The organism is Kutzneria sp. NPDC052558, assembly GCF_044547355.1.
Taxonomy (GTDB): Bacteria; Actinomycetota; Actinomycetes; order Mycobacteriales; family Pseudonocardiaceae; genus Kutzneria.
In genome coordinates, this window is the sequence record NZ_JBIUAG010000024.1 from 83,298 (window position 1) to 108,047 (window position 24,750).

Consider the following 24,750-nt stretch of genomic DNA (forward strand, 5'->3'; position numbering starts at 1 on the left):
GCGCCACATGTGGCGAAAAACGGGATGGAGTGGGGGTGGGGAGGGGGAGCCGGGGGCTGTTTGGGGCGTTGGGCGGTCAGGGGTGGTGGGTGAACCTTTAGGCTCCGGGCTATGAGCAAGTTCGTCGACACGTTGCGTGCCACCGGGACCGGCGGCCGCGACAAGGGGTTCATCACCGGCGAGCCGCACGCGCCGCTGCGCCGGACGTGGGCCGAGGTGCACGTGACCGCGACCGAGCTGGCCGGCGGCCTGGTGGCCGGCGGGCTGCGTCCGGGCACGGCGGTGGCCGTGCTGGCCGCCGACCCGGCGGTGATCGCGCCGGCCGTGCAGGCGGTGTGGCTGGCCGGCGGCAGCGTGACCATGCTGCACCAGCCGACCCCGCGCACCGACCTCGGCGAATGGGCCCAGGACACGCTGAAGGTGCTGGGCATGATCGAGGCGGGCCTGGTCCTGCTGGGCAGCCCCTTCGACGCGCTGTCCGGCGTGCTCGACGAGCACAAGATCACCTACCGCAAGCTGACCGACCTGGCCGGGGCGCAGCCGCTGACCGAGCCGGTGCCGGTCGAGGAGGACGCCACCGCGCTGCTCCAGCTGACCAGCGGCTCCACCGCCGACCCCAAGGCGGTGCGGATCACCCACCGCAACCTGATGGCCAACATGACGGCCATGATCGAGGCGTCCAAGTTCGACTTCGAGGCCGACACCATGGTCTCGTGGCTGCCGCTGTTCCACGACATGGGCATGGTCGGCTTCCTGACGCTGCCGATGACCTTCGGCATCGAGCTGGTCAAGGTCAGCCCGGTCGAGTTCCTCGGCGGGCCGCTGCTGTGGTTCGACCTGATCAGCCGCTACCACGGCACCGTCACCGCCGCGCCGAACTTCGCCTACGCCATCGCCGGCCGTCGACTGTCCGGTGTGGACGATGACAGGGCCTACGACCTGTCCCGGCTGCGGATCGCGCTCAACGGCGCGGAACCCATCGACGCCGCCGCGGTGAAGTCCTTCACTGACGCCGGCGCCCGCTTCGGCATGAGCCCCGGCTGTGTGCTCTGCGCCTACGGCATGGCCGAGACCACGCTCGGCGTCGCGTTCGCCGCCCCCGGCGACGGGCTGGAGGTCGACGTCATCGACGCCGACGAGCTGGAGGCCGGCCAGCGGGCCGTACCGGCCACCGATGGCAAGACCCGGGCCTTCCCGCTGCTCGGATATCCCTTGCCAGGCTTGGAAATCAAGATTGTCGACGAGCATGGCCAGTCGCGCGGCGACCGGGAGGTCGGCCTGATCATGCTGCGCGGCGAGTCCGTCACGCCCGGCTATCTCACCGTCAACGGTCCGGTGTCCACACAGGACGCTGACGGCTGGCTCGACACCGGTGACGAGGGCTACCTGGTCAACGGCCAGGTCGTGGTCTGCGGCCGCCGCAAGGACGTCATCATCATGGGCGGCCGCAACATCTATCCCACCGACATCGAGCGGGCAGCCACCTCCGTCGACGGCGTCCGCGCCGGCAACGCCGTCGCCGTCCGCCTCGACGCCGGCACTCGCCGCGAACGCTTCGCCGTGGCCCTGGAATCCAACCGCGCCAACGATCCCGACGCCGCCAAGGCGATCAAGGACGAGGTCGCCGCCCGCGTCATGGACGCCGCCGGCGTCCGCCCCTACGCCGTCATCGTGCTGCCGCCCGGCAACCTGCCCAAGACCCCCTCGGGCAAGCTCCGCCGCGCCGCCGCCGGCGACCAGGTCGCCAAGCTGCTGGCCAAGGACTGACCCGAACCCGGGTGCGGGGCCGAAAACCCCGCACCCGGGCCGGCGTCACTGCTGGTCGACGGACACGTAGGCCGTCGCAGGCGCGGAGTGCACGCCGGCGGGGGTGGTGCTGTAGACGTCCAGTTCCTCGAAGCCGTCCAGGTCGACGACCAGCGGCAGTGTTGCCACGCCGTCACTTCCGACCGGCACGGTGACCGGGTCACCGAATCCCCAGGTATAGGTGAACGTCGTGGAGCCCGGCAGTCCGGAGTGGACGGTGAACTGCACCGTCGAGCCGACCGTGGCGGACTGGGCCGACTGGTCGACCGTGGGCATGCCGTTGCGGACCGACAGCGAGGCCGTGGTCGCGTCGGTCAGGTTGCCGTTGGCCAACCGGGACCGGACCTGGACCCGGGTCGAGCGCAGCGGATCGGTCGGCGTCACGGTGAAGGTCGCGGTGCCGTCCGGGCCGGGCGCGAGGTCGACGGCGGCCCCGGAGTTGACCTGATACGTGTAGCCCACGGAGGTCTTGTCCTGCGGCGTGACAACACAGGTGCGCGGCTGGCCGACGTAGTCGACCTTCGAGCACGTCACGGTCGGGGCGTTGTCGGTGACGGAGAAGGCGTAGTCGCCGGTGGTGGCCGACGGGTTGCGGGCGGGGTCGACGCTGGACACCGACAGGGCGTTGGCCCCGACGCGTCCCGGCGTGAGCTGGACCGTCGCGGTGCCGCCGGGGTGATCCGGCGCGACCTCCACGGTGACGCCGTTGAACGTGTACCGGAAGCCGACCACATCGGGATCGCCGTTGCCGGACAGGGTGAACGTGCCCGGAATGCCGCTGCCGCCCGCGGTCACGCCGGTCGGGTAGTCCACGGAGGACACCGTCGGGGCCGGCGGCTTGGTGAAGTCGGTGGTGAACCGGCAGTCATCGCTCCACGGCCCCGTGGTCTGGCCGTCGCTGGCGCGGGCGTGCCAGGCATAGGTGGTGCCGTCGGCCAGCTTCGCGTGCGCGAGCTGGAGGTTCTGGGTCATGCCGCTCGGCAGGGTGACGCCGGTGGTCGTGGTGGTCACCTGCTCCGGGTGGTCCACCGGCCACCAGGCGAAGTCCAGGGTGAGGGCGTCGTTGTCCGGATCGGTGGGCGTGATGATCAGCGGGCTGGCGTCGCCGATGCCGACCATCACCGGATTCGCGCCGCAGGCCTGCAGGTCCACCTGTGCCCCGGTCGGCTTGGCCGGCGGGTGGTTGAACAGCGCGTACATGCCCGGGGCGCGGTCGAACTGCCGGAACAGCGCCGGGTCGGTCTGGTCGCCGTCGGGCAGCCGCAGCTCGAACGTGACGGTGGTGCGGCCGGCGGCCAGGGCGTCCTGCACCACCTTGCTGGCGTCCCAGGCCAGCCGCGGCGACGGGCACGTCTCGGGGACCCCCAGCGGCCCCGGCAGCTGCACGCTCTCGAGGGGCGGGTTGGCCCAGGTCGGCGCGGTGTCGGTGGCGGTGAGCCAGACCTGCTCGGTCCGGGCCTTGGCGCAGTCGGTCACCGACGTCTCGTCGGTGAAGATCTCCGCGGTGCTGACCGTGCCGCCGACGAACCGCGACAGGTCGTAGGTGAAGTACGACCGGGTGCTGTGCACCGTGCCGTCGGCGTCCACCCGAGCGCCAACCGGTGCGTCGCCGGTCGGGTTGACGAACGGCGAATCCGGGGCTGCCGAATCGGTGTAAGCCCAGGTCGCCGCCCCGAAGTAGTTGTTCGCCGCTGATGCCGGCGGCACCGCGACCGCCGCGGCGCCGATCATGGTGGCCGCTACCGCGAGCAGCCGGAACACACGTGAGGCCAAGGCCCCTCCCCTTGCCAGGTCGACACGAACCGTTGTGTCTATAGCCGGGAAGGTGAGTGTTTGTTACCGAATGTCCAAAGTTGCCGCGACCTTGTCGAGGAACTCGTCCACTTCGTCCTTTGTGTACCCGCGGCGGCCGAGGCCGGGGTGGGTGAAGGCGGCGGCGCGGATGTCGGCGGGGGTGAGGGTGTCCTGGCCGCGCAGGGTGGCCTCGACGCGGTCGAGGAAGGCGTCGACCTCGGCCTCGTCGTAGGAGTTCTTGCTCAGCAGGGCCCGGCTGAACGTGACGTCGCGGACGTCCTCGGGGGTCATGGGACGGACGGTACCCAGGGGTCGGAAAATCCGCCTGTTGATCAGTGATAGGTGTTCTGGGCGGCTTCCAGGCCCTTGCCGATGAGGGCCTCGACGGCGTCGGCGGCGCGGTCGATGGCGAAGGGCAGTTCCTTGCGCTCGACGGCGCCGAAGTCCTTGAGCACGTAGTCGGCGGGGTCCTGGCGGCCGGGCGGGCGGTCGATGCCGAAGCGGACCCGCAGGTAGTCCTTGGTGCCCAGGGACTTGGTGATGGAGCGCAGCCCGTTGTGGCCGTTGTCGCCGCCGCCGAGCTTGAGACGCAGGGTGGCGAACGGCAGGTCGAGCTCGTCGTGCACGACGATGACGTCGGCGGGGGCGACCTTGTAGAAGCGGGAGGCGGCGACGGTGGGCCCGCCGGAGAGGTTCATGAACGAGCGGGGCTTGGCCAGCACGACCCGACGGCCGGACAGCCGGCCCTCGACGACCTCGGCGCCGCTGCGGTGGCCCTTGAACTTGCCGCCGACCCGGGCGGCCAGCTCGTCGGCGACCAGGAAGCCGATGTTGTGCCGGTTGCCGGCGTACTGCGGGCCGGGATTGCCCAGCCCGACGACCAGAACGACCTCGCTAGCGTCCACGAGAGCGCAACTCCTGCTCCAACTCGTCCAACAGGGCGTCCACGGCGGCCACCCGATAGCCCCGACGCAGCCCGGTGGTGCCGGTGAACCTGGTGTGGAACACCTCGGACGCGGTCATGCCGCCCCGGCCGTCCAGGGTGGCGGCGGCCCGCCCGATGAACGCGTCGACCTCGCCGGGATCGTAGCCGTGCGAGGCCTTGGGCAGCCGCAGGGCCATCAGCACGGCCCCGGACCGCAGCCGGGTGGGCGCGACCCGGCCGGTGCTCAGCTGCTGCCGCACCCGCTCCAGCAGGGTGTCCACGTCGCGCGGCAGGTAGCCGTGCTTGCGCGAGGTGAAGACCACGTCCCGCACCTGGTCGGCGGTCAGCCGGCCCCGCCCGGTCAGCGCCTGCGCGACCTGGGCCAGGAAGGCGTCCACCTCGTCGGTGTCGTAGCCGGCCCCCCGCTCGAACCGCGCGGACCGCACCTCGGCCGGCGTGAGCGTGGGCGGCGGCATCGGGCCGGAACGCGGGAACGGCGCCCCGCCCCCGTGGTCAGGGGGCTGGGCGCCGTCGCGATGCTCTGCCGTGATGGCTCAGCTCTCGTCGTCCGCCGGGGCGGCCTCGGCCTCGGCGCCGTCCAGCTGGGCGGCGGTCGGGGCGGCGTTGATCGCGGCGATCAGCTGCTCGCCGTCGGTCACCAGCGAGGTGCCCTCGGGCAGGGCGATGTCGGCGGCGTGGATCTGGGTGCCGGCCTCCTTGCCCGCGATCGAGACCTCGATGTGCTCGGGCAGGTTGAGGGCGTCGGCCTCGACCTGGATGGTGGACAGCTCCTGGGTGACCAGGGTGGCCGGGGCGGCGTCGCCGACCAGGGTCACCGGCACGTCCACGGTGACCTTCTCGCCCCGCTGCACCAGCAGCAGGTCCACGTGCTCGATGTAGTTCTTGATCGGGTGCGTGGTGACGGTCTTGGTCAGCGCCAGCTCGGCGCCGCCGTTGAGCTCCAGCGACAGCACGGCGTTGGTGCCGTGCTCGCGGACCACGCGGGCGAACTCCAGCGCCGGCAGGGCCAGGTGCTTCGGGTCCGAACCGTGGCCGTAGAGGACGGCGGGGATCTTGCCGGAGCGACGGGTGCGGCGGGCCGCGCCCTTGCCGAACTCGGTGCGAGATTCGGCGGCGAGACGTACCTCGGACACGGTGGGGTACTCCTTGTAGCTCTTGCGGATCGGGGTGAGGAAGCGGCCTGCGGCGGCGGGGAACGGCGCGGACCCATGAACAGCGCGCGGCAACCAAGCCGCCGCGTCGATCACGGAGCCACGAGGACAACCCTCGCCGAGGCAACCAAGACAGTGTAGGGGGCCGATTCGTGAATGACGAATCGGCCCCCCAATTTACACCTGGCTACGCGTTGCCGTCGAAGAGGCTCGTCACGGAGCCGTCCTCGAACACCTGCTGGATGGCCTGGGCCAGCAGCGGGGCGATGGACAGCACGGTCAGCTTGTCGAACTGCTTGTCCTTGGTGATCGGCAGCGTGTTGGTCAGCACGACCTCCTGGGCGCTGCTGTTCTGCAGGCGCTCCACCGCCGGCCCGGACAGCACGCCGTGGGTGGCGGCCACGATGACGCCCTTGGCCCCGGCCTCGACCAGCTGCTCGACCGCCTTCACGATGGTGCCGCCGGTGTCGACCATGTCGTCGATGACCACGCACAGCCGGTCGCGGACCTCGCCGACGACCCGGTTGGCCACCACCTCGTTGGGCTTGAGCGGGTCGCGGGTCTTGTGGATGAACGCGATCGGGCAGCCGTCCAGCATGTCGGCCCACTTCTCGGCCAGCTTGGTGCGGCCCGAGTCCGGCGAGACCACGGTCAGCGGCTCGCTGCCGTACTTGTCCCGCACGTGGTCGGCCAGCAGCGCCATCGCCCACAGGTGGTCGACCGGCCCGTCGAAGAAGCCCTGGATCTGGGCGGTGTGCAGGTCGACCGTCATGATCCGGTCCGCGCCGGCGGTCTTGAACAGGTCGGCGATCAGCCGGGCCGAGATCGGCTCGCGGCCGCGGTGCTTCTTGTCCTGCCGCGCGTACGGGTAGAACGGCATGATCACGGTGATGCGCTTGGCGCTGGCCCGCTTGAGGGCGTCCACCATGATCAGCTGTTCCATCACCCACTGGTTGATGGGCGCGGTGTGGCACTGCACGACGAAGGCGTCGCAGCCGCGCACGGACTCCTCGAACCGCACGAAGATCTCGCCGTTCGCGAACTCGTACGCCGCCTGCGGCACCACCGAGATGTCGAGGTACTTCGCGACCTCCTCGGCGAGCTCCGGATGGGCGCGGCCGCTGAAGAGCATCAGGCTCTTCTTCGGAGTTCCGGAGATGGAGGCCACGGTCACTGCTCCTTCGGGTCGGGTGTGCCTGTCGTCTCACCGTCCTGCTCGGCGGCGAGTGCCTTGCTGGCGGCCTCGGCCGCCGGGGTGCCCTCGCGACGTCGGGTGACCCAGCCCTCGACGTTGCGCTGCTGCGCCCGTGCCACCGCGAGCGCGCCGGGCGGCACGTCGCGGGTGATCACCGATCCGGCCGCGGTGTACGCGCCGTCCCCGACGGTCACGGGGGCGATGAACATCGTGTCCGATCCGGTCCGCGCATGCGAACCGATCACGGTCCGGTGCTTGCGCACGCCGTCGTAGTTGACGAACACCGAGGCCGCGCCGATGTTGGTCTGCTCGCCGATGGTGGCGTCGCCCACGTAGGTCAGGTGCGGCACCTTGCTGCCGTCGCCGATCTCGGAGTTCTTCACCTCGACGAAGGTGCCGATCTTGCCGGCCGTGCCCAGCTTCGCGCCCGGCCGCAGGTAGGCGAAGGGGCCGACGCTGGCGCGGTCGCCGATCTCGGAGTCCGAGCCGTGCGTGCGGATGACCTTCGCGCCCGCCCCGACCACACAGTTGCTCAGCGTGGTGTCCGGGCCGATGACCGCGCCCTCGTAGACCGCGGTGCCGGCGCGCAGCTGCACGTTCGGCTCGATGAGCACGTCCCGGGCCAGCGCGACGTCGGCGTCCAGCCAGACGCTGGACGGGTCGACCATGGTGACGCCGGCCCGCATCCAGGACTCGACCAGCCGCCGGTTGAACTCGGCGCCCAGCCGGGCCAGCTGCACCCGGTCGTTGACCCCCTCCACCAGCCACTCGTCGGCGCAGACCAGTGCGCGCACCGGCCGCCCGTCACGGCGGGCGATGGCCAGCACGTCGGTCAGGTACAGCTCGCCCTGGGCGTTGTCGGTGGTCAGCCGGGACAGGCCGTCGCGCAGCACGGCGGTGTCGAAGACGTAGATGCCGGAGTTGATCTCGGTGATGGCCGCCTGCTCGGGCGTGGCGTCCTTCTGCTCGACGATCTCCAGCACGTTGCCGTCGCCGTCGCGCAGGATCCGGCCGTAGCCGTGCGGCTCGGGCACCACGGCGGTGAGCACCGTCACGGCGTTGCCCGTCGACTGGTGCTCGGCGACCAGCTGGGCGAGGGTGTCGCCGTCCAGCAGCGGCACGTCGCCGTAGGTGACCACGGTGGTGCCGGTCTCCACCTCGGGCAGCGCGGCCAGCGCGCAGCCCACGGCGTGCCCGGTGCCGCGCTGTTCCTCCTGCACGGCAACGGTGATCTTGCGGTCGATGTCCCCGGACAGCGCGTCCAGGTGCTCGGCCACCGCCTGCCGGCCGTGCCCGACGACGACCACCAGGTGGTCGGGGTCCACGCCGACGGCGGCGCGCACCGCGTGCTCGACGAGCGCTCGGCCGGCGATCCGGTGCAGCACCTTCGGTGTCGCCGACCGCATCCGGGTGCCTTCACCCGCTGCGAGCACGATGGTGCTGACCTGTCCGCCCTGAGGCATGGACCTGCTCCCTAGGAGTCGACGCCTTGGATGACGACGATCCTACGGTGCGCCATCCACCGCCACGGCCGACCGGCTGTTGGCCTCGCTCACAGCGTCCCCGGCCACCGCCGCGACGCTGTTGCCGCCGCCCCGCTTGGCCAGGTACATGGCGGCGTCGGCACGGGCCAGCGCCTGGGCGGCGCTCTCCTGCGGACGCAGCGCGATGACGCCGATGGACAACGTCACACCGCGGGAAAGGTCCATGGGTAGCCGGGCGACCGCGTCCACGGCCCGGCTCAGCGCCGCCTCGGCCGCGCTCAGCGGCGCGCCCGGCAGCAGCGCGACGAACTCGTCGCCGCCGTAGCGGGCCACCATGTCGTCGCCGCGGACGGCGCTGCGCAGCGTGCTGGCGATCACCCGCAGCACGTCGTCGCCCTCGGCGTGCGAGGCCCGGTCGTTGACGCCCTTGAAGCCGTCCAGGTCGACCAGCGCGACGGCCAGCGGCTGGTCGCCGGGCGCGGCCACCAGGGCCTCCAGCCGCTCGTCCAGCGCGCGGCGGTTGGGCAGCCCGGTCAGCGGATCCTGGAGCGCCTGCTGGGAGATCGCGCCGTGCTCGCGGGACAGCCGCTCGTGCTCGCGGCGGGTCTGCAGGCTCGTCACCTTGGACTCGCCCATCTGCCACATCTCGTGTTCGAGCTCGGTGGCGTACTGCTCGAGGGCATTGGCCCCGATCTCGGTCTGCTCCGAGCCGGACAGCCGGGCGAACTCCCGCATCAGGCACAGCCGCAGGGTGTTCTCCGTGGTGTCGTTGAGCAGCCGGTCGGCCGCCCCGGCCAGCACGTGGATCGCCTCGGAGAAGCGCTCCTCGCGTTCAAGGCAGCGGGCCAGCGCGATCGACACCATGATCAGTTCACGGGGCGAGGCCGCCCGGTCGACCAGCCCGCGCAGCCGGTCCACGTGCTCGGCGCCCGGCCGGGCCAGCGCGTGCGCGGCCCCCACCACCGGCAGCTGCTCGGCCGCCGGGGCCTCGGACAGCCGGGTCGGCTGCGAGTTGCGCCAGGGCACCTCGGCCGCGGCGGCGATGGCCGACGCGGTGAGGAACTTCTCGGCCGCCTTGTCGTACTGGCCGACCCGCTCCAGCCGCAGGCCCCAGCCCAGCAGCAGCCGGGTCTGGTTGATCATGTGCTCGGCGATCTCGTACGGGCCGCCGTCGCCGCGGATGGCCGCGCCGGCCCGGTTGAACACGCCGGCCGCGATCTCGTACACGCCGAGCTGGCTGAGCAGCTGGCCGATGTCGACCAGCACCGCCGACAGCAGCCGGGTCCAGGAGCGGACGCCGATCAGCGTGTCCGGGGTGAGGTCCTCGTCGAGGATGGCCAGCGCCCGGGCGGCCGAGGTGAGCGCCTCGTCCTCGTAGCCGCCGAGGAACAGCCGGCGGCCGCGCAGCGCGTGCGCCCCGGCCTCCATCACCGTCAGGCCGTGCCGGCGGGTGTGCGCGACCATCTCGTCGAGCAGGGGATCCGTCTCGTTGGTCGAGTGGGCCCCGGCCAGCCGCACCAGGCAGCTGGTCCGCAGCACCTGGGCGACCATGCGGGGCTCGCCGCGCCGCTGGGCCTCGGCCAGCAGCCGGTCGCTCTCGGCGACCGCGGCGTCGGACTGGCCCTCGACGTCGCCGCCCGAGGACATCGCCAGCTCGCGGGCGCGTCCGACCAGCCACGCGTCCGACATCTCGGCCAGCGCCGGGGCGCTGTCCTCGTGCTGGGCGACCGTGTCCTCGTGCAGCTTCGACTCCTTACCGATGCTCCGCTGCCAGGATTCGAACCTGAACCATTGGAACCAAAATCCAAGGTGCTGCCGTTACACCACAGCGGACCGGGTTGTTGCCTGCCCCCATGTTGTCACGACTCACCTCGTCAGGTCAGGGCGGCTGCCCAAGAAGTCCCTGAGGTGGCTCTCGTAGCCCTTCGGGTCCACGTTCCAGGAGGCCGTGTGCTCGGCGTCGGGCACCTCCACGTAGGTCAACGGCCAGTCCAGGCGGCCGGCCGCCGCGGCCAGATCACGCGAGGCCTGCACCGGGACCGTGTGGTCGGCCGAGCCGTGGAACAGCAGTGTCGGCGGTCGGTGGGCCGGCGGGGACTCGATCAGCTCCATGCGGCCGAAGTCGATGCCGGCCCGCCAGCCGGAGACCAGCTCCGCGTCCCAGGTGAGCAGGCCGGTCAGCGGCAGGCCGCGGTTCTGGGCCTGCAACACCAACGTCTTGCCCCAGCTCACCGCCGGCGCGTCCAGCACGACGGCGTCGACCTCGCCGGCCAGCGGCGACCGGGCCAGCAGCTGCTCGGCGATCGCGCCGCCCATCGACCAGCCGTAGAGCACGATGTGCCGGGCCCCGTGGGCACTCGCGTACCTCATCGCCGACTCCGCGTCCTGCCACTCGGAGTCGCCCAGGTGGAAGAAACCGTCGGGGGAGGGCGGCGCGCCCGCGTCGTTCCGATAGGTGATCGACAGCACCGACAGGCCGAGCTGGTGCAGGGGCGGGATCGCCCGCAGCGTCTCGGTCGGGTCGCCGCCGCGGCCGTGGATGGCGATGGCCCAGGTGCCGGTGGTCCCCGGGGTGAGCCAGGCCGGCATGGGGCCGAGGTCGGTGGGCACGTTCACGTGCTGGAAATCCAGGCCCAGGGCCGATTTCGGGTCCCCCGGCCACATCTGCGGGCTGAACCGGACGGGAGTGCCGGCCGGCGGGGCCTGGCCCTGGAGCAACCTCCGCACCGTCCGGCCGTCCTGGTCCGAGAGCACCTCCCCGACCTGGACGTGGCCACCCGACCAGAGGATGGCCCACTGACCGGCGTTTGTGGTGTCCGCCGCTTTTTGCAGTGCGACGGAACTCACACCGTTCACGGACGTTGGACCGAGCGACACGTCCGGATAGCCGGGTCGCGCCTGGGCCGGATCGAGCAGCTGGTCGCTGTAGTACCAGCCGATCCCGACCAGCGCGAGCGCCACCACGACCAGCAGGGCGGGGATGGTGATCAGGGCGAACCGGAGGAGCCGATTGCCGCGTACGCCTGGGGAAGACACGGAGAAGCTGACCGCCTGTCGATCCTGTGAAGATGAAGACAACGTGCGCGGGCGGGCTGGTATTCCCGGCCCGTACAACCTACGCTGGCGTAAGTTACGGTTCCGTAGGCAAGGTTCGCCTTAGTCAACCAAATTTCAACTACCGCGAGGTGCACGGTATGACCACAGCCCTGGAGAAGCCAAGGGAAGCGGCCGGCGGGGGGCCGAAGCCGATGCTCGAAGAGCCGCACGGCAACGGCGAGCAGGCCCTCATCTACATCTTCACCATCGTCCCTTTCGTGGCGTTGGTCGCCGCCGTCCCGTTGGCTTGGGGCTGGGGGTTGAGCTGGATCGACATCGCGATCGGCGCGGTGTTCTTCTGCATCAGCGGCATGGGCGTGACCGTTGGCTACCACCGCTACTTCACCCACGGCTCGTTCAAGGCCAAGCGGGCCCTGCGGGTCGCGCTGGCCATCGCCGGCAGCATGTCGCTGCAGGGCTCGGTGATCACCTGGGTCGCCGACCACCGCCGGCACCACGCCTTCTCCGACCGTGAGGGCGACCCGCACTCGCCGTGGCTGTTCGGCACCGGGCCGGTGGCCCTGGCCCGCGGCTTCTGGCACGCGCACATGGGCTGGCTCTACGAGCGCGAGGTCACCAACCGCGACCGCTTCGCGCCCGACCTCGTCGCCGACGACGACCTCGGCCGCGTCGACCGGCTGTTCCCGGTGTGGACCGCGGTCAGCCTGCTCGCCCCGGCCGTGCTCGGCGGCCTGCTCAGCTGGTCCTGGTGGGGCGCGCTGACCGCCTTCTTCTGGGCCGGACTGGTCCGGGTGGCCGTGCTGCACCACGTGACGTGGTCGGTCAACTCCATCTGCCACATGATCGGCGAGCGGCCCTTCGCCGCCCGGGACAAGTCGGCCAACTTCTGGCCGCTGGCGATCCTGTCCTTCGGCGAGTCGTGGCACAACCTGCACCACGCCGACCCCACCTCGGCCCGCCACGGCGTGCAGCGGGGTCAGATCGACATCTCCGCCCGCACGATCTGGATCTTCGAGAAGCTGGGCTGGGCCTGGAACGTGCGGTGGCCGAGCCCGCAGCGGCTGGCCAGGATCAGCGCCGCCAAGTAGGTGACATATCGTGGCTGCCGATGGCGGCCCGGCGCAGGACACGTGACGGCAGGGGCGACGCGGACGGCGTCGCCCCTGTGACGCGCGTGCGCATGACCGGCAAGGAGCGCCGGCAGCAGCTGCTCGACGTGGCTCGGGAGCTGTTCGCCGAGAAGGGCTTCGACGGCACCTCCATCGAGGAGATCGCCCACCGTGCCGGCGTCTCCAAGCCCGTCGTCTACGAGCACTTCGGCGGCAAGGAAGGCGTCTACGCCGTCGTCGTCGACCGGGAGATGCAGTACCTGCTCGACTCTGTCGTCGCCGTCCTCGGCGACGGCTCCGGGCATCCCCGTGAGCTCCTGGAGCGGGCCGCCCGAGCCCTGCTCAACTACATCGAGGGCTCCAGCGACGGCTTCCGCATCATGGTCCGCGACTCCCCCGTCGCCAGCGCCAGCGGCACCTTCTCCAGCCTGCTCAACGACATCGCCAGCCAGGTCGAGCACATCCTCGGCCTGCACTTCGACTCCCGCGGCTACGACCCCAAACTCGCCGGCCTCTACGCCCAGGCCCTCGTCGGCATGGTCGCGCTCACCGGCCAGTGGTGGCTCGAGGTCCGCAAGCCCAAGAAGGACGAGGTCGCCGCCCACCTGGTCAACTTGGCCTGGAACGGCCTCTCCCACCTGGAGGGCAAGCCCCGACTGCGCAGTCGCTAGGGGCAGATGAGCTGAGATTGTCGCCCGTCGATGGCGGCGGGCGAAGTCGCTGCGTTTCGCTCTGCTCGGTTTGCGGAGTGCTGGAGTCCTGCTGAGATGCGGGACTCCAGCACCCACGTCGGCGGGTTGGAACATGCGATGTGGAAATCGGTTCAGGAGCTCGCGGGATGGGGTTGTCCTGAAACGAGATCCCAGAATCCAAGGCGTGTGACCCCGGGGCTGTCGTCGAGCGTTTTGGTGATCTCGATCATGAACCCCTTCCACAGCGCCGCGGAGGCCAGACAGTCGAGCACAACCTGCACGGTGCCGGCGTCGACGCTGTCCAGGTGAGGGCGAGTTGCGAACTCCGAGAGCAGGGTCCTGTCATGCCCACCCGTCTTCTGTTGTAGCCAGCCATCGAGCGCCTCCCGCATGGCGGGCAGTGATGCGACATCAGGGACGGCGTACCTGACGGCGACAGTGAAGGTTCCATCATTGCGCCGTTGGGGGAACAGGGTCTCGGTCACGTTGATCACCCTCCCGTGGACGAGACAAGCTCGTAGGTAGCGATCTTGTTCAATCCTGCCCAGTCTGCCACGGTGAACGCGCCGGGCAACTGTGGCACCTCTTGAAGGACGCCGCTGCGCACTCCTGCCTCGATGCCACCTTGAATGCGAATGCCTACGACCCCAGTGTTCTCGGACAAGGCGGGGTTGACCTGCGCGAAGAGCTCGGCGTCGGCTTGGTTCGTCGTCGTCCAGAACACGTCGCCGCCGCCCAAAGCACGTGCCGCATTGGCGTTGAGGCCATTGCGCACGATGTTCTGCGCGCTAGCCAGATCGGTGCCGTGGAACAGATCGCAAACCCCCGCGCCAGCGTTGTGCACAAGGATCGGAGTGCTACCGGCAAGCACATAGAAGGTGTGGAGATCGTTCACGGTGAGGTTGTAGGTGCGGATGCTGGAGGTGAACCGCCAGTTGGAGACGACGGTGGCGGTGCCGTTGCCGCCGGTGTCGAGTTGATCGCCGGGTTTGAGGTCGACGGCGGTTCGTCAACCAGGTCGCCAACGTCACCTCGTTCGCCAGCACCGGGCCCTTCGCCATCGGCCGGGAACGCTGGAACGACGCCGACGACCGCTTCTTCCCCGGCCGGATCAGCGATGCCCAGGCCTGGGACTACGCCCTGGCCCCGACCCAGGTCACCGCGCTGTACCAACGGATCAAGTGACCGCGAATGAGGCCCCGGGACTCCCGGGGCCTCATTCATATCCGGTAGTCCGAGTCCAGGGCGTCGGTGATGAGCATGTGGCCGGGGACGTGGGTGATCGCGAACGGCGGCCGGGACGCCATCACCGCGGCTTGGGGCGTCACGCCGCAGGCCCAGAACACCGGCACCTCACCGGGCCGCACCTCGACCGGCACGCCGAAATCCGGTGACTGGAGGTCGGCGATCCCCAGCTCCGCCGGATCCCCCGCGTGCACCGGCGCGCCGTGCACCGCCGGCATCAGACGCGTCACCTCGATCGCCGTCGCCACGAGATCGGCCGGGACGGGCCGCATGCTGACCACCAGTGGCCCCCGCAGCCTCGGCGTCGGTCGGCACTGCCGGTTGGTGACGTACATCGGGACGTTCGAGCCCCGCAGCGGGATACCGGCTTCGGCCAGCGCCGACTCGAAGGTGAAGCTGCACCCGATCAGCATCGCCACCAGGTCGTCCCGCCAGAACTCCGTGGCGTCCGGGCATTCCCGCACCAGCTCGCCGTCCACCCAGATCCGGTAGGCCGGCAGGTCCGTCCGCAGATCCGCGTCCGGGGCCAGCACCGTGCGGGGGCTGCCCGGGTCGCTCACGTCCAACACCGGGCACGGCTTCGGATTCCGCTGCGCGAACAGCAGCACTTCGTACGCCCAGTCGGCGGGCACTGCGATCAGGTTCGCTTGCGTGTGCCCCGCCGCCCTCCCCGCCGTCGGCGTCACCAGCCCGTCCCGAAACCTCGCCCGCTCCTGCGCCGCAGTCATGGCCGTCAGCTTCCCGCCGGTACGGGAAATCCACACCCGGGGTGGCTGCCGGCGCTGCTAACGTGCGGGACAGCGGCGGGTGACCACATCCCCGCATATCGCGCTGACCAGGCCTTTCAGACCACGGACGGTTCTTGTCGGGGTGGCGTCCTAGGCTTGGTGGCGTGTCGAAGCGCACCCGAGGGGGACTGTCGAAGTGACCCAGCCCGGCCGACTGTCCGGTCTGTTGACCGCCGTGCTCGCGGACAAGTCGCTGCGTGAGGCGCTGGAGGCGGTGGGAGCGCCGCGCCTGGAGCTGGAGGGGCCGCCGGCGGGGCGGTCGCTGCTGGTGGCGGCGCTGGCCACGGAGCGGCCGGTGCTGGCGATCACGGCGACGGGCCGCGAGGCCGAGGAGCTGGGGGCGATCGCCAAGGACCTGCTGGGCGACGGGGCGGTGGAGCTGTTCCCGTCCTGGGAGACGCTGCCGCACGAGCGTCTGTCGCCCCGGGCGGACACGGTGGGCCGCCGGCTGGAGGTGCTCAGGCGGCTCGCGCATCCGGAGGAGCACCCGGCGGGCCAGGCCAAGGTGGTCGTGGCCACGGTCCGCAGCCTGATCCAGCCGATGGCCCCGAACCTGGGCGAGCTGGCCCCGGTGCACTTGGCCGTTGGCGCGGAGCACGACTTCGAGCAGCTGGTGGCACGCCTGGCCGAGCTGGCCTACGTGCGCGTGGACATGGTGGAGAAGCGCGGCGAGTTCGCGGTCCGGGGCGGCATCCTGGACGTCTTCCCGCCGACCTCGGAACACCCGGTCCGGGTGGAGTTCTGGGGCGACGAGGTGACCGAGATCCGGCCCTTCTCGGTGGCCGACCAGCGGTCGCTGCCCAGCCAGATCGAGGCCTTCACGGCCCCGCCCTGCCGTGAGCTGCTGCTGACCGACGAGGTCAAGGCGATCGCGGGAGAGCTGGCGGCCGAGCACCGGGCCGACGCCCAGCTGGCGGAGATGCTGGACAAGCTGTCCAACGGCATCGCGGTGGAGGGCATGGAGGCGCTGATCCCGGCGTTGTGCCCGGGCGAGCTCCAGCTGCTCACGGAGGTCGTCCCGGACGGCACGATCGTGCTGGTCAACGACCCGGAGAAGATCCGCACCCGGGCCCAGGACCTGGTCCGCACCGGCCAGGAGTTCCTGGAGGCCTCCTGGATGGCGGCCGCGGGCGGCGGCAAGGCCCCGATCGACCTGGGGGCCTCGGCCTACCGGGCGCTGGCCGACGTGGCGACGACCACGGTGGACGGCGGCCGGGCCTGGTGGACGCTGAGCCAGCTGACCACCGACGCGGACGGCGTGCTGCGACTGGACATCGCGCCGGTGGAGTCCTACCGGGGCGACGTGGACCGGGCCTTCACCGACCTGCGCGCGCACGCGGCGGCCGGCGGCACGGCGGTGCTGGTGGTGCCGGGAACCGGCACGGCGCAGCGGGCCGTGGAGCAGCTGGCCGAGGCCGAGGTGCCGGCCCGGCTGGCCGAGAACGGCCTGGCCGAGGCCCCGGAGCCGGGCCTGGTGACGGTGGCCAGAGGCTCGCTGGAGGACGGCTTCCTGGCCAGCGGCCTGAGCCTGGTGGTGCTCACCGAGACCGACCTGACCGGCGGCCGCGGCGGCACCTCCACCCGGGACATGCGCAAGATGCCGTCCCGCCGCCGCAACGCGGTGGACCCGCTGGCCCTGCGGGCCGGCGACTACGTGGTGCACGAGCAGCACGGCATCGGCCGCTACGTGGAGATGGTGCAGCGTACGGTGGCCGGCGCCACCCGCGAGTACCTGGTGCTGGAGTACGCCGCCAGCAAGCGCGGCCAGCCCGGCGATCGCCTGTTCGTGCCGACCGACCAGCTCGACGAGGTCTCCCGCTACGTCGGCGGCGAGCTGCCGACGCTGAACAAGCTGGGCGGCTCGGACTGGAAGAACACCAAGGCCAAGGCCAAGAAGGCGGTCAAGCAGATCGCCGCCGAGCTGGTGCAGCTGTACGCGGCCCGGCAGTCGGCCCCCGGCCACGCCTTCGGCCCGGACACCCCCTGGCAGCGCGAGCTGGAGGACGCCTTCCCGTTCACCGAGACGGCCGACCAGCTGGCGGCCATCGACGAGGTGAAGGGGGACATGGAGCGCGCGGTCCCGATGGACCGGGTGATCTGCGGCGACGTCGGCTACGGCAAGACCGAGATCGCCGTCCGCGCCGCGTTCAAGGCGGTGCAGGACGGCAAGCAGGTGGCGGTGCTGGTGCCGACCACGCTGCTGGCCCAGCAGCACCTCAACACCTTCAGCGAGCGGATGCGGCAGTTCCCGGTCAACGTCCGCGGCCTGTCCCGGTTCACCGACCCGATGGAGTCGGAGAAGGTGGTCACCGGCCTGGCCGACGGCGAGGTCGACATCGTCATCGGCACGCACCGGCTGCTCCAGACCGGCCTGCGCTACAAGGACCTCGGCCTGGTCATCGTGGACGAGGAGCAGCGCTTCGGCGTCGAGCACAAAGAACACATCAAGGCCCTGCGCACGCACGTGGACGTGCTGACCATGTCAGCGACCCCGATCCCGCGCACCCTGGAGATGAGCCTGGCCGGCATCCGTGAGATGTCCACCATCCTCACCCCGCCCGAGGAGCGGCACCCGATCCTGACCTACGTCGGCGCCTACGACGACAAGCAGGTCGGCGCGGCCATCCGCCGCGAGCTGCTGCGCGACGGCCAGGTGTTCTACGTGCACAACCGGGTGTCCTCGATCGAGCGGGCCGCCCGCCGGCTGCGCGAGCTGGTGCCGGAGGCCCGGGTGGCCACCGCGCACGGCCAGATGAACGAGGACCGCCTGGAGAAGCTGATCGAGGGCTTCTGGGAGCGGGAGTTCGACGTCCTGGTCTGCACCACGATCATCGAGACCGGCCTGGACATCTCCAACGCCAACACGCTGATCGTGGAGCGCGGCGACATGCTCGGCCTGGCCCAGCTGCACCAGCTGCGGGGCCGCGTCGGCCGGGCCCGCGAGCGCGGCTACGCCTACTTCCTGTACCCGCCGGACGGCACGCTCACCGAGACCGCGCACGACCGGCTGGCCACCATCGCCCAGAACACCGAACTGGGCGCGGGCATGGCCGTGGCGATGAAGGACCTGGAGATCCGCGGCGCCGGCAACATCCTCGGCGCCGAGCAGTCCGGGCACATCGCCGGCGTCGGCTTCGACCTCTACGTCCGCCTGGTCGGCGAGGCCGTGGAGGCCTTCCGCAAGAGTGCCGGCGCGCCGTCCGAGGAGGACGCCGACGAAATGGCCGAGGTCCGCGTCGACCTGCCGGTCGACGCCCACATCCCGCACGACTACGTGCCGGGGGAGCGGCTGCGGCTGGAGGCGTACCGCAAGATCGCGGCCGCCTTCGACGAGACCGCGTTGCAGGCCGTGCGGGAGGAGCTCCAGGACCGCTACGGCGAGCCGCCGGCCCCGGTCGAGCGGCTGCTGGCGGTGGCCCGCTTCCGCCAGACCTGCCGCGCCCACGGCGTCACCGAGGTGGCCACCCAGGCCAGCTCGATCCGCTTCGCGCCGATGGAACTGCTGGACTCGCAGCTGATCCGGATGAAGCGCCTGTACCCCAAGGCCGTGCACAAGGCCGCCACCCACACCGTCTCCGTGCCCCGCCCCACCGAGGGCCCGGCCGGCGGCCGCATCGGCGCGCCGCCGCTGCGGGACACCGAGTTGCTGGACTGGTGCGCCCACTTCATCGAGTCCCTTGTCGGAAAACCCAAGCCGGTAGCGGCTGGTTGAGATCATCTTCACTGTGAGAGAGTGCGCACTGTGACGATCGCCATTCGCCGTCCGATTGCCGTCCTCGCCGCGTGCGCCGCCGTCGGCGCCCTGGTCACCGGTTGTGGCACCGGACCGGGTGGTGGTGACATCGGAGCCGCGGCCGTGGTCGGCGGCAGCACGGTCGGCCTGGACGCGGTCCAGGCCGACATCGCCTCGGTGCTGGCCGGCAGCGCGGACGCCCGGCAGTTGCAGCAGCAGAAGCCGAGCACCTTCCCGCCGATCGCCCGGACGATCGTCCAACTCGCGGTGTGGGACGAGGCGACCAAGCAGCTGGCGGCCAAGCTCGGGGTGAAGGTCAGCGAGGACCAGGTGGACCGGGCCTACGCCCAGCAGGCCGCCTCCGGCCAGGCGCCCTCGTTCAGCCAGACCGCGAACATCCCGGTCAAGGGCGACATGTACAAGAACTACATCCGCGACCAGCTGCTGTGGAACGCCATCGGCGCCAAGCAGGTCCGCACCACCAGCGTCACCTACGACTACGCGGTCACCCAGGACCGCAACGGCGCGCAGGCGCTGGTGGACAAGGTGGTGGCCAACCCCGACCAGCACGCCCAGATCTTCAAGGCGGCGATGGCCGGCGCGCAGAGCCAGGACGGCACCGCCCAGTCCACGGTCAACCTGACCGGTTCCCCGGCGACCACGCCGCAGGAGCTGGGCCAGATGTTCGCCGCCAACGCCGGCTCGGTCATCGCGTTCCCGGTGCAGCAGGAGAACATCTGGGTCATCGCCTACGTGATCAAGCGCTCGGACAACGCCGGCGACACCACCGGCGGCCAGGACGTCAGCCAGGTCGCGGGGGCGTTCGGCCAGGAGCAGATGGTCCGCTACGCCCAGCAGGTCGGCATCACGCTCAACCCGCGCTTCGGCGTGTGGGAGCCGCTGACCGGCCTGGTCTCGCCCAGCGACGGCGAGTCCTCGTCCATCCTGAAGACGGTGAGGACCGCGAACCCGTGACCGCCGTAGTCGTCCTGCTCAGCCCGCGCCTGCCCGGTGTGCTGCCGGCGGCGGCGCTGCCCGCGCTGCGGGCCGCCGCCGAGGTGTGGGCCGGCAAGGACGTTCCGGAGCAGCTGCGGCAGTCCCTCGGCGCCCGGGAGGTGGCGGCCGAGGAGGTGACGGCCGACGCCGACGCGGTGCTGATCGCCGCCGACGCCTCCGAGCCGGCGGCGGCCGCGTTGCTGGCCGCCGGCGCGACCCGGATCGACACGCCCGAGCCGGCCGGCTCGGGCCTGCTGGACGCGGCCGCGGTGATGGACCGGCTGCGTTCGCCCGGCGGCTGCCCGTGGGACGCCGAGCAGACCCACGAGTCGCTGCGGCAGTACCTGGTCGAGGAGACCTACGAGCTGCTGGAGGCCATCGAGGACGGCGACCGGCCGGCGCTGCGCGAGGAGCTCGGCGACGTGCTGCTCCAGGTGCTGTTCCACGCCCGGGTGGCGGCCGAGCACGCCACCGAGCCGTTCGACATCGACCAGGTCGCCGGGGACCTGGTGGACAAGCTGGTCGGCCGGCATCCGCACGTGTTCGCCACCGAGGAGGAGGGCTTCGAGCCCGACGGCCACGACCGGCGGTGGGAAGAGCTCAAGCAGGCCGAGAAGAAGCGCGAGTCCAGCGTGGACGGCGTGGCGCTGGGCCAGCCCGCGGTGTCGCTGGCGGCCAAGCTGACCCAGCGGGTGGCCCGCGTCGGCCTGCCGGTGGACCTGCTGCCGGCCGGCGACGACACCGGGGCCACGCTGTTCGGCGTGACCGCCGTGGCCAAGCTGGCCGGCGAGGATCCGGAGACCGAGCTGCGGGCCGTGGCCCGGCAGTTCGAACGGGATGTGCGCGCCGCGGAGCTCTCGGCCAAGGCCGCCGGCCTCGACCCGACCAGGCTCACCGCCGACGACTGGCGCCGGCACTGGCCACAGCCTCAGTCGCGTTTGGCCACGTAGCCTGGGGCTCATGGCCTACTCGACCCCTCCGCGCTCGCCGGCCGAGTCGCCATTCGCCCAGTCGCCGCGCCCGCCCCGCCGGGGTCGGGGCGGCGAGCTGTTCGGCAAGATCTTCCTGGTCGCGCTGGTGCTGGCCCTGGGGGCCGGCGCGATCTACGCCGTGAACTGGCTGAGCCATCCCGCCCCGCCGACTCCGCCGGGGCCGACCGGGCCGCCGCCGTTCGAGGTGCCGCCGCTGGACGTGGCCCGCGGCTCGGCGATCCCCGGCCCGGCCACCCCCGTGCCGGCCGCCCAGACCGCGGCGCCGCGGGAGAACTTCCAGGGCTGGATCAAGCGGGTCGCCTACTACACCGACGTGCCCGAGCGGGTGCTGGTCGCCTACGCCAACGCCGACCTGGCCTACCAGGCCAGGAATCCGGCCTGCCACCTGACCTGGGCCACCCTGGCCGGCGTCGGCCGGGTCGAGTCCAAGCACGGCCGCTACGGCGGGGCCAGCGTGCTGGCCAGCGGCGAGGAGTCCAAGCCGATCATCGGCCCGGCCCTGGACGGCTCGCCCGGCTTCCTGGCCGTGCCCGACACCGACAAGGGCGCGCTGGACGGGGACGCCACGTGGGACCACGCCGTCGGCCCCATGCAGTTCGCGCCGGCCACCTGGCGCCGCTGGGGCGTGCGGGCCAGCGGCGACGGCAAGGCCCCGGACCCGCAGAACATCGACGACGCCGCCATGACCGCCGGCCGCTACCTGTGCGCGATGGGCGGCGACCTGGCCGTGCCGAAGGACTGGTGGGACGGCGTGCTGGCCTACAACAACTCGACCGCCTACGGCCAGGACGTCTTCAGCAACGCCGACGCCTACGGCAAGGTCAGCCTCGGCCGCCTCTGACCCCCGCCCCCCGGCCTCTTGGCGCTTGGAAGGGGGCTTTCCTCCACTCCGAGTGGAGGAAAGCCCCCTTCCAAGCGCCGGGGTGGGGGTTAGTCGCCGGCTTGGGGGTCGGCGCGGAAGGCCAGGCGGGCGCTGACCTCGCCGAGGGCCTCCTGGTATTCGGGCTGCGGGCTCATGGCCACGGCCAGCCGCAGCTTGGCGACGGCCTCGCTGAACCGGCCCTGCCGTTGCAGGGTCTTGCCCAGCGCGAACAGCGAGTAGTGATCGCTCGGGTCCATCTCGACGAGCCGGCTGAACGCCTCCTCGGCCCGTCTGAACTGGGCGGAGTTGAGGTAGGCGCGGCCCGCCAGCTGCACGACGCTTGGCAGGTTGGGCGCGGCTTCGAGCACCGGGCGCAGCTCGCGCAGCGCGTCCAGCGGACGGCCGTTCGACACCAGCGCCTCGGCCCGTCGGAACGCCTCGAAGGTGCTGTCGCTCATGGTCGTTCCCACAGTACGCAAGATCGGCTGCGAGTTCGATGGACCATCCGGGCACAACCCCGGCGACAGGTGGCGCGCGCGACCAGCGGTTTGATAGATTTACCGGTCTGAGCGCACAGATATGCAGCACAAATAAACGTGGCTAGGCCAGAGATTAACGGTGAGTGAGGACAGTTGTCAAGCCCTGCGAGTATTCCGGACACCGAGGAAATCGGCCGTGAGCAGGAATACGTGTCGATGCTCTACGGACGCCTCGACGACCTCCGGGAACAGACGTCGCGCCGGCTGGCCCGGGTGCTGCTGGAAAGCGGCGGCACACCACAGGCCCGTTCCGAGCGGGACACCGCGACGGCGATGCACTCCAGCGATCTGGCCCAGTACAGCGCGGTGGAGAACGGCCTGTGCTTCGGCCGGCTCGATTTCTCCGACGGCGAACATCAGCACATCGGGCGAATCGGCATCTTCCGCACCGAGGGCGACTACGAACCGTTGCTGATGGACTGGCGCGCGCCGGCCGCCCGCCCGTTCTACCTGGCCACCGCCGCCTCCCCGGACGGCGTGACCCGCCGCCGGCACATCCGCACCCGCCGCCGCGACGTGGTCGGCCTGGACGACGAGGTGCTGGACCTGGCCCAGGCCGTGCCCGGCCGCAACGAGGGCCTGGTCGGCGAGGCGACCCTGCTGGCCGCGGTCGGGGCCAGCCGCACCGGCCGGATGAGCGACATCGTCGCCACCATCCAGGCCGAGCAGGACAAGATCATCCGGTCCGAGCTGAACGGCGTGCTGGTCGTGCAGGGCGGCCCCGGCACCGGCAAGACCGCGGTGGCCCTGCACCGCGCCGCCTACCTGCTCTACACCCACCGCCGCCAGCTGGAGAAGCGCGGCGTGCTGGTGGTCGGCCCCAACTCGACCTTCCTCAACTACATCAGCCAGGTCCTGCCGTCGCTGGGCGAGACCGGCGTGCTGCTCAACACCGTCGGCGAGCTGTATCCGGGGCTCAAGGCCGTGGGCGCCGAGCCGGTGGAGGTCAGCGCGGTCAAGGGCCGCCTGGTCATGGCCGACGTGCTGGCCGCGGCGGTGCGGGACCGGCAGTGGGTGCCGCGTGACGGCATCGAGATCCCGCACGAGCGCGACACGCTGGTGCTGGACCGCAAGACCCTGGCCGACGCCCGCGGCCGGGCCCGTCGCTCGCGCCGTCCGCACAACGCGGCCCGGCCGGTGTTCGAGCGGGAGATCATCGGCGCGCTGGCCCGGCTGGTGGCCAACCGGCTCGGCTCGCAGTTCCTGGACGCCGACGACGTCGCCGACATCCGCGCCGAGCTGCGCGAGGACGACCGGGTGATGGCCGCGATCGACAAGCTGTGGCCGATCCTGACCCCGGAGCAGCTGCTCACCGACCTGTACGCGTCCGAGAAGCGGCTGAACGCCGCCGGCCGCGGCCTCTCCCCGGCCGACCGGACGCTGCTGCACCGTGATCCCGGCGCGGAGTGGACGCCGGCCGACGCGCCGCTGCTGGACGAGGCGGCCGAGCTGCTGGGCGAGGACGACCGGGCGATCAAGGCCGCCGCCGCGGCCAAGCGCCGGCAGGACCTGGCCTACGCCCAGGGTGTGCTGGACATCCTGGATCTCCAGGACGAGTCCGACCCCGACGTGCTGATGGCCGTGGACATGCTCAACGCCGACGCCCTGGTCGCCCGCGTGGCCCAGAGCGACTACCTGACCGCCGCCGAGCGCGCCGCCGACGACCGGACCTGGACCTTCGGCCATGTGATCGTGGACGAGGCGCAGGAGCTGTCGGAGATGGCGTGGCGGGTGCTGATGCGACGCTGCCCCAGCCGGTCCATGACCGTGGTCGGCGACATCGCGCAGACCGGCGACCTGGCCGGCACCACGTCGTGGGGCCAGGTGCTCAGCCCGTACGTGGCCGACCGGTGGCGGCTGGCCGAACTCACCGTGAACTATCGGACCCCGGCCGAGATCATGGCCGTGGCCACCGACGTGCTGGCCAGCCTGGACCCGGACGCGGTGCCGCCGAGCTCGGTCCGCGACTCGGGGCTGCCGCCGTGGCACGAGCAGGTCGCCGACCTCAAGGAGGCGGTGGCCCGGGCCGTGGAGCGCGAGGTGGCGCGGCTGGACGACGGCCGGCTCGCGGTGCTGGTGCCGCGGTCGCTGGCCGGCGAGTTCCCGGTCGGCGGGGACGACCTGGAGAGCCCCGTGGTGGTGCTGACCGTCGGCCAGGCCAAGGGCCTGGAGTTCGACTCGGTGCTGCTGGTCGAGCCGGGGCTGCTGCTGGACGAGTCGCCGCGCGGCGCGAACGACCTGTACGTGGCCATGACCAGGGCCACCCGGCGGCTCGGGGTGGTGCATACCGGACCGCTGCCGGCCGTGCTCGGCAAGCTGACCCCGTTCTCCCTCGATTCAGATTGATTACCCTCACGTTTC

At 71.4% G+C, this 24,750-nt stretch carries 21 protein-coding genes, 1 tRNA gene and 1 pseudogene; 9 read left to right on the top strand and 14 right to left on the bottom strand.

What is annotated here, in order from left to right:
* Positions 1–111 precede the first annotated feature (111 nt).
* A complete protein-coding gene (locus ACIG5F_RS34395; RefSeq protein ID WP_396524111.1) occupies positions 112–1,767 on the top strand; it encodes a fatty acyl-AMP ligase in 1,656 nt (551 codons plus the stop codon).
* Between the two features lie 45 nt (positions 1,768–1,812).
* On the opposite strand, the gene ACIG5F_RS34400 is transcribed toward ACIG5F_RS34395, so the two are convergent.
* From ACIG5F_RS34400 to ACIG5F_RS34445, 10 genes are all read right to left on the bottom strand, one after another.
* Positions 1,813–3,579: a hypothetical protein gene (locus tag ACIG5F_RS34400; protein WP_396524112.1), complete on the bottom strand. Its 1,767-nt coding sequence runs from the start codon at positions 3,577–3,579 to the stop codon at positions 1,813–1,815.
* Between the two features lie 63 nt (positions 3,580–3,642).
* Positions 3,643–3,891: a DivIVA domain-containing protein gene (locus ACIG5F_RS34405; RefSeq protein WP_396524113.1), complete on the bottom strand. Its 249-nt coding sequence runs from the start codon at positions 3,889–3,891 to the stop codon at positions 3,643–3,645.
* A gap of 41 nt (positions 3,892–3,932) precedes the next feature.
* Positions 3,933–4,505: an aminoacyl-tRNA hydrolase gene (gene pth, locus ACIG5F_RS34410; RefSeq protein WP_396524114.1), complete on the bottom strand. Its 573-nt coding sequence runs from the start codon at positions 4,503–4,505 to the stop codon at positions 3,933–3,935.
* The gene (locus ACIG5F_RS34415) at positions 4,495–5,001 is read right to left on the bottom strand and encodes a DivIVA domain-containing protein (RefSeq protein WP_396524115.1); all 507 of its coding nucleotides are present in this window, start codon (positions 4,999–5,001) and stop codon (positions 4,495–4,497) included. Before ACIG5F_RS34415 ends, pth begins: the two co-directional genes overlap by 11 nt.
* A 78-nt stretch (positions 5,002–5,079) precedes the next feature.
* Positions 5,080–5,679 carry a 50S ribosomal protein L25/general stress protein Ctc gene (locus ACIG5F_RS34420; RefSeq protein WP_396524116.1) on the bottom strand — a complete coding sequence of 200 codons (600 nt, stop codon included), beginning with the start codon at positions 5,677–5,679 and terminating at the stop codon, positions 5,080–5,082.
* Between the two features lie 205 nt (positions 5,680–5,884).
* A complete protein-coding gene (locus ACIG5F_RS34425; protein WP_396524190.1) occupies positions 5,885–6,865 on the bottom strand; it encodes a ribose-phosphate diphosphokinase in 981 nt (326 codons plus the stop codon).
* Between the two features lie 2 nt (positions 6,866–6,867).
* Complete coding sequence (gene glmU, locus ACIG5F_RS34430) at positions 6,868–8,355, bottom strand: bifunctional UDP-N-acetylglucosamine diphosphorylase/glucosamine-1-phosphate N-acetyltransferase GlmU (RefSeq protein WP_396524117.1); 1,488 nt, start codon at positions 8,353–8,355, stop codon at positions 6,868–6,870.
* A gap of 42 nt (positions 8,356–8,397) precedes the next feature.
* A complete protein-coding gene (locus ACIG5F_RS34435) occupies positions 8,398–10,065 on the bottom strand; it encodes a diguanylate cyclase (RefSeq protein WP_396524118.1) in 1,668 nt (555 codons plus the stop codon).
* A gap of 73 nt (positions 10,066–10,138) precedes the next feature.
* A tRNA-Gln gene (locus ACIG5F_RS34440) sits at positions 10,139–10,209 on the bottom strand.
* 33 nt (positions 10,210–10,242) lie between these two features.
* Positions 10,243–11,412: an alpha/beta hydrolase family protein gene (locus ACIG5F_RS34445; RefSeq protein ID WP_396524119.1), complete on the bottom strand. Its 1,170-nt coding sequence runs from the start codon at positions 11,410–11,412 to the stop codon at positions 10,243–10,245.
* A gap of 158 nt (positions 11,413–11,570) precedes the next feature.
* On the opposite strand from ACIG5F_RS34445, the gene ACIG5F_RS34450 reads away from it, so the two are divergent.
* A complete protein-coding gene (locus ACIG5F_RS34450; RefSeq protein ID WP_396524120.1) occupies positions 11,571–12,521 on the top strand; it encodes an acyl-CoA desaturase in 951 nt (316 codons plus the stop codon).
* Positions 12,522–12,613: 92 nt separating this feature from the next.
* Positions 12,614–13,213, top strand: coding sequence for a TetR family transcriptional regulator (locus ACIG5F_RS34455; protein ID WP_396524191.1), 600 nt, complete (start codon positions 12,614–12,616; stop codon positions 13,211–13,213).
* Between the two features lie 152 nt (positions 13,214–13,365).
* Here the strand turns inward: ACIG5F_RS34455 and ACIG5F_RS34460 are convergent, their stop codons facing one another.
* On the bottom strand, positions 13,366–13,719 hold the full coding sequence (locus ACIG5F_RS34460) for a hypothetical protein (RefSeq protein WP_396524121.1): 354 nt from the start codon (positions 13,717–13,719) through the stop codon (positions 13,366–13,368).
* Between the two features lie 5 nt (positions 13,720–13,724).
* Positions 13,725–14,150 (bottom strand): hypothetical protein, encoded by a 426-nt coding sequence (locus tag ACIG5F_RS34465; RefSeq protein ID WP_396524192.1) that lies wholly within the window; start codon positions 14,148–14,150, stop codon positions 13,725–13,727.
* A gap of 104 nt (positions 14,151–14,254) precedes the next feature.
* On the opposite strand from ACIG5F_RS34465, the pseudogene ACIG5F_RS34470 reads away from it, so the two are divergent.
* Positions 14,255–14,419 (top strand): annotated as a pseudogene (locus tag ACIG5F_RS34470) (LamG-like jellyroll fold domain-containing protein); the annotation flags it as partial.
* 35 nt (positions 14,420–14,454) lie between these two features.
* Here ACIG5F_RS34470 and ACIG5F_RS34475 read toward each other — a convergent pair.
* The gene (locus ACIG5F_RS34475) at positions 14,455–15,207 is read right to left on the bottom strand and encodes a putative hydro-lyase (RefSeq protein WP_396524122.1); all 753 of its coding nucleotides are present in this window, start codon (positions 15,205–15,207) and stop codon (positions 14,455–14,457) included.
* 196 nt (positions 15,208–15,403) lie between these two features.
* On the opposite strand from ACIG5F_RS34475, the gene mfd reads away from it, so the two are divergent.
* The 4 genes from mfd to ACIG5F_RS34495 are packed head-to-tail and all read left to right on the top strand — an operon-like array spanning position 15,404 to position 21,829.
* Positions 15,404–18,979: a transcription-repair coupling factor gene (mfd, locus tag ACIG5F_RS34480; RefSeq protein ID WP_396524123.1), complete on the top strand. Its 3,576-nt coding sequence runs from the start codon at positions 15,404–15,406 to the stop codon at positions 18,977–18,979.
* Positions 18,980–19,000: 21 nt separating this feature from the next.
* Positions 19,001–19,975 (top strand): hypothetical protein, encoded by a 975-nt coding sequence (locus ACIG5F_RS34485; protein ID WP_396524124.1) that lies wholly within the window; start codon positions 19,001–19,003, stop codon positions 19,973–19,975.
* A complete protein-coding gene (locus ACIG5F_RS34490) occupies positions 19,972–20,946 on the top strand; it encodes a MazG family protein (protein WP_396524125.1) in 975 nt (324 codons plus the stop codon). Before ACIG5F_RS34485 ends, ACIG5F_RS34490 begins: the two co-directional genes overlap by 4 nt.
* Before the next feature lie 10 nt (positions 20,947–20,956).
* Positions 20,957–21,829, top strand: coding sequence for a lytic transglycosylase domain-containing protein (locus ACIG5F_RS34495; protein ID WP_396524126.1), 873 nt, complete (start codon positions 20,957–20,959; stop codon positions 21,827–21,829).
* Between the two features lie 89 nt (positions 21,830–21,918).
* Here the strand turns inward: ACIG5F_RS34495 and ACIG5F_RS34500 are convergent, their stop codons facing one another.
* Positions 21,919–22,308, bottom strand: a complete 390-nt coding sequence (locus ACIG5F_RS34500) for a tetratricopeptide repeat protein (protein ID WP_396524127.1) — start codon at positions 22,306–22,308, stop codon at positions 21,919–21,921.
* Between the two features lie 174 nt (positions 22,309–22,482).
* On the opposite strand from ACIG5F_RS34500, the gene ACIG5F_RS34505 reads away from it, so the two are divergent.
* Entirely contained in the window at positions 22,483–24,735 is a 2,253-nt protein-coding gene (locus ACIG5F_RS34505) for a HelD family protein (RefSeq protein WP_396524128.1), read from the top strand.
* Positions 24,736–24,750 lie beyond the last annotated feature (15 nt).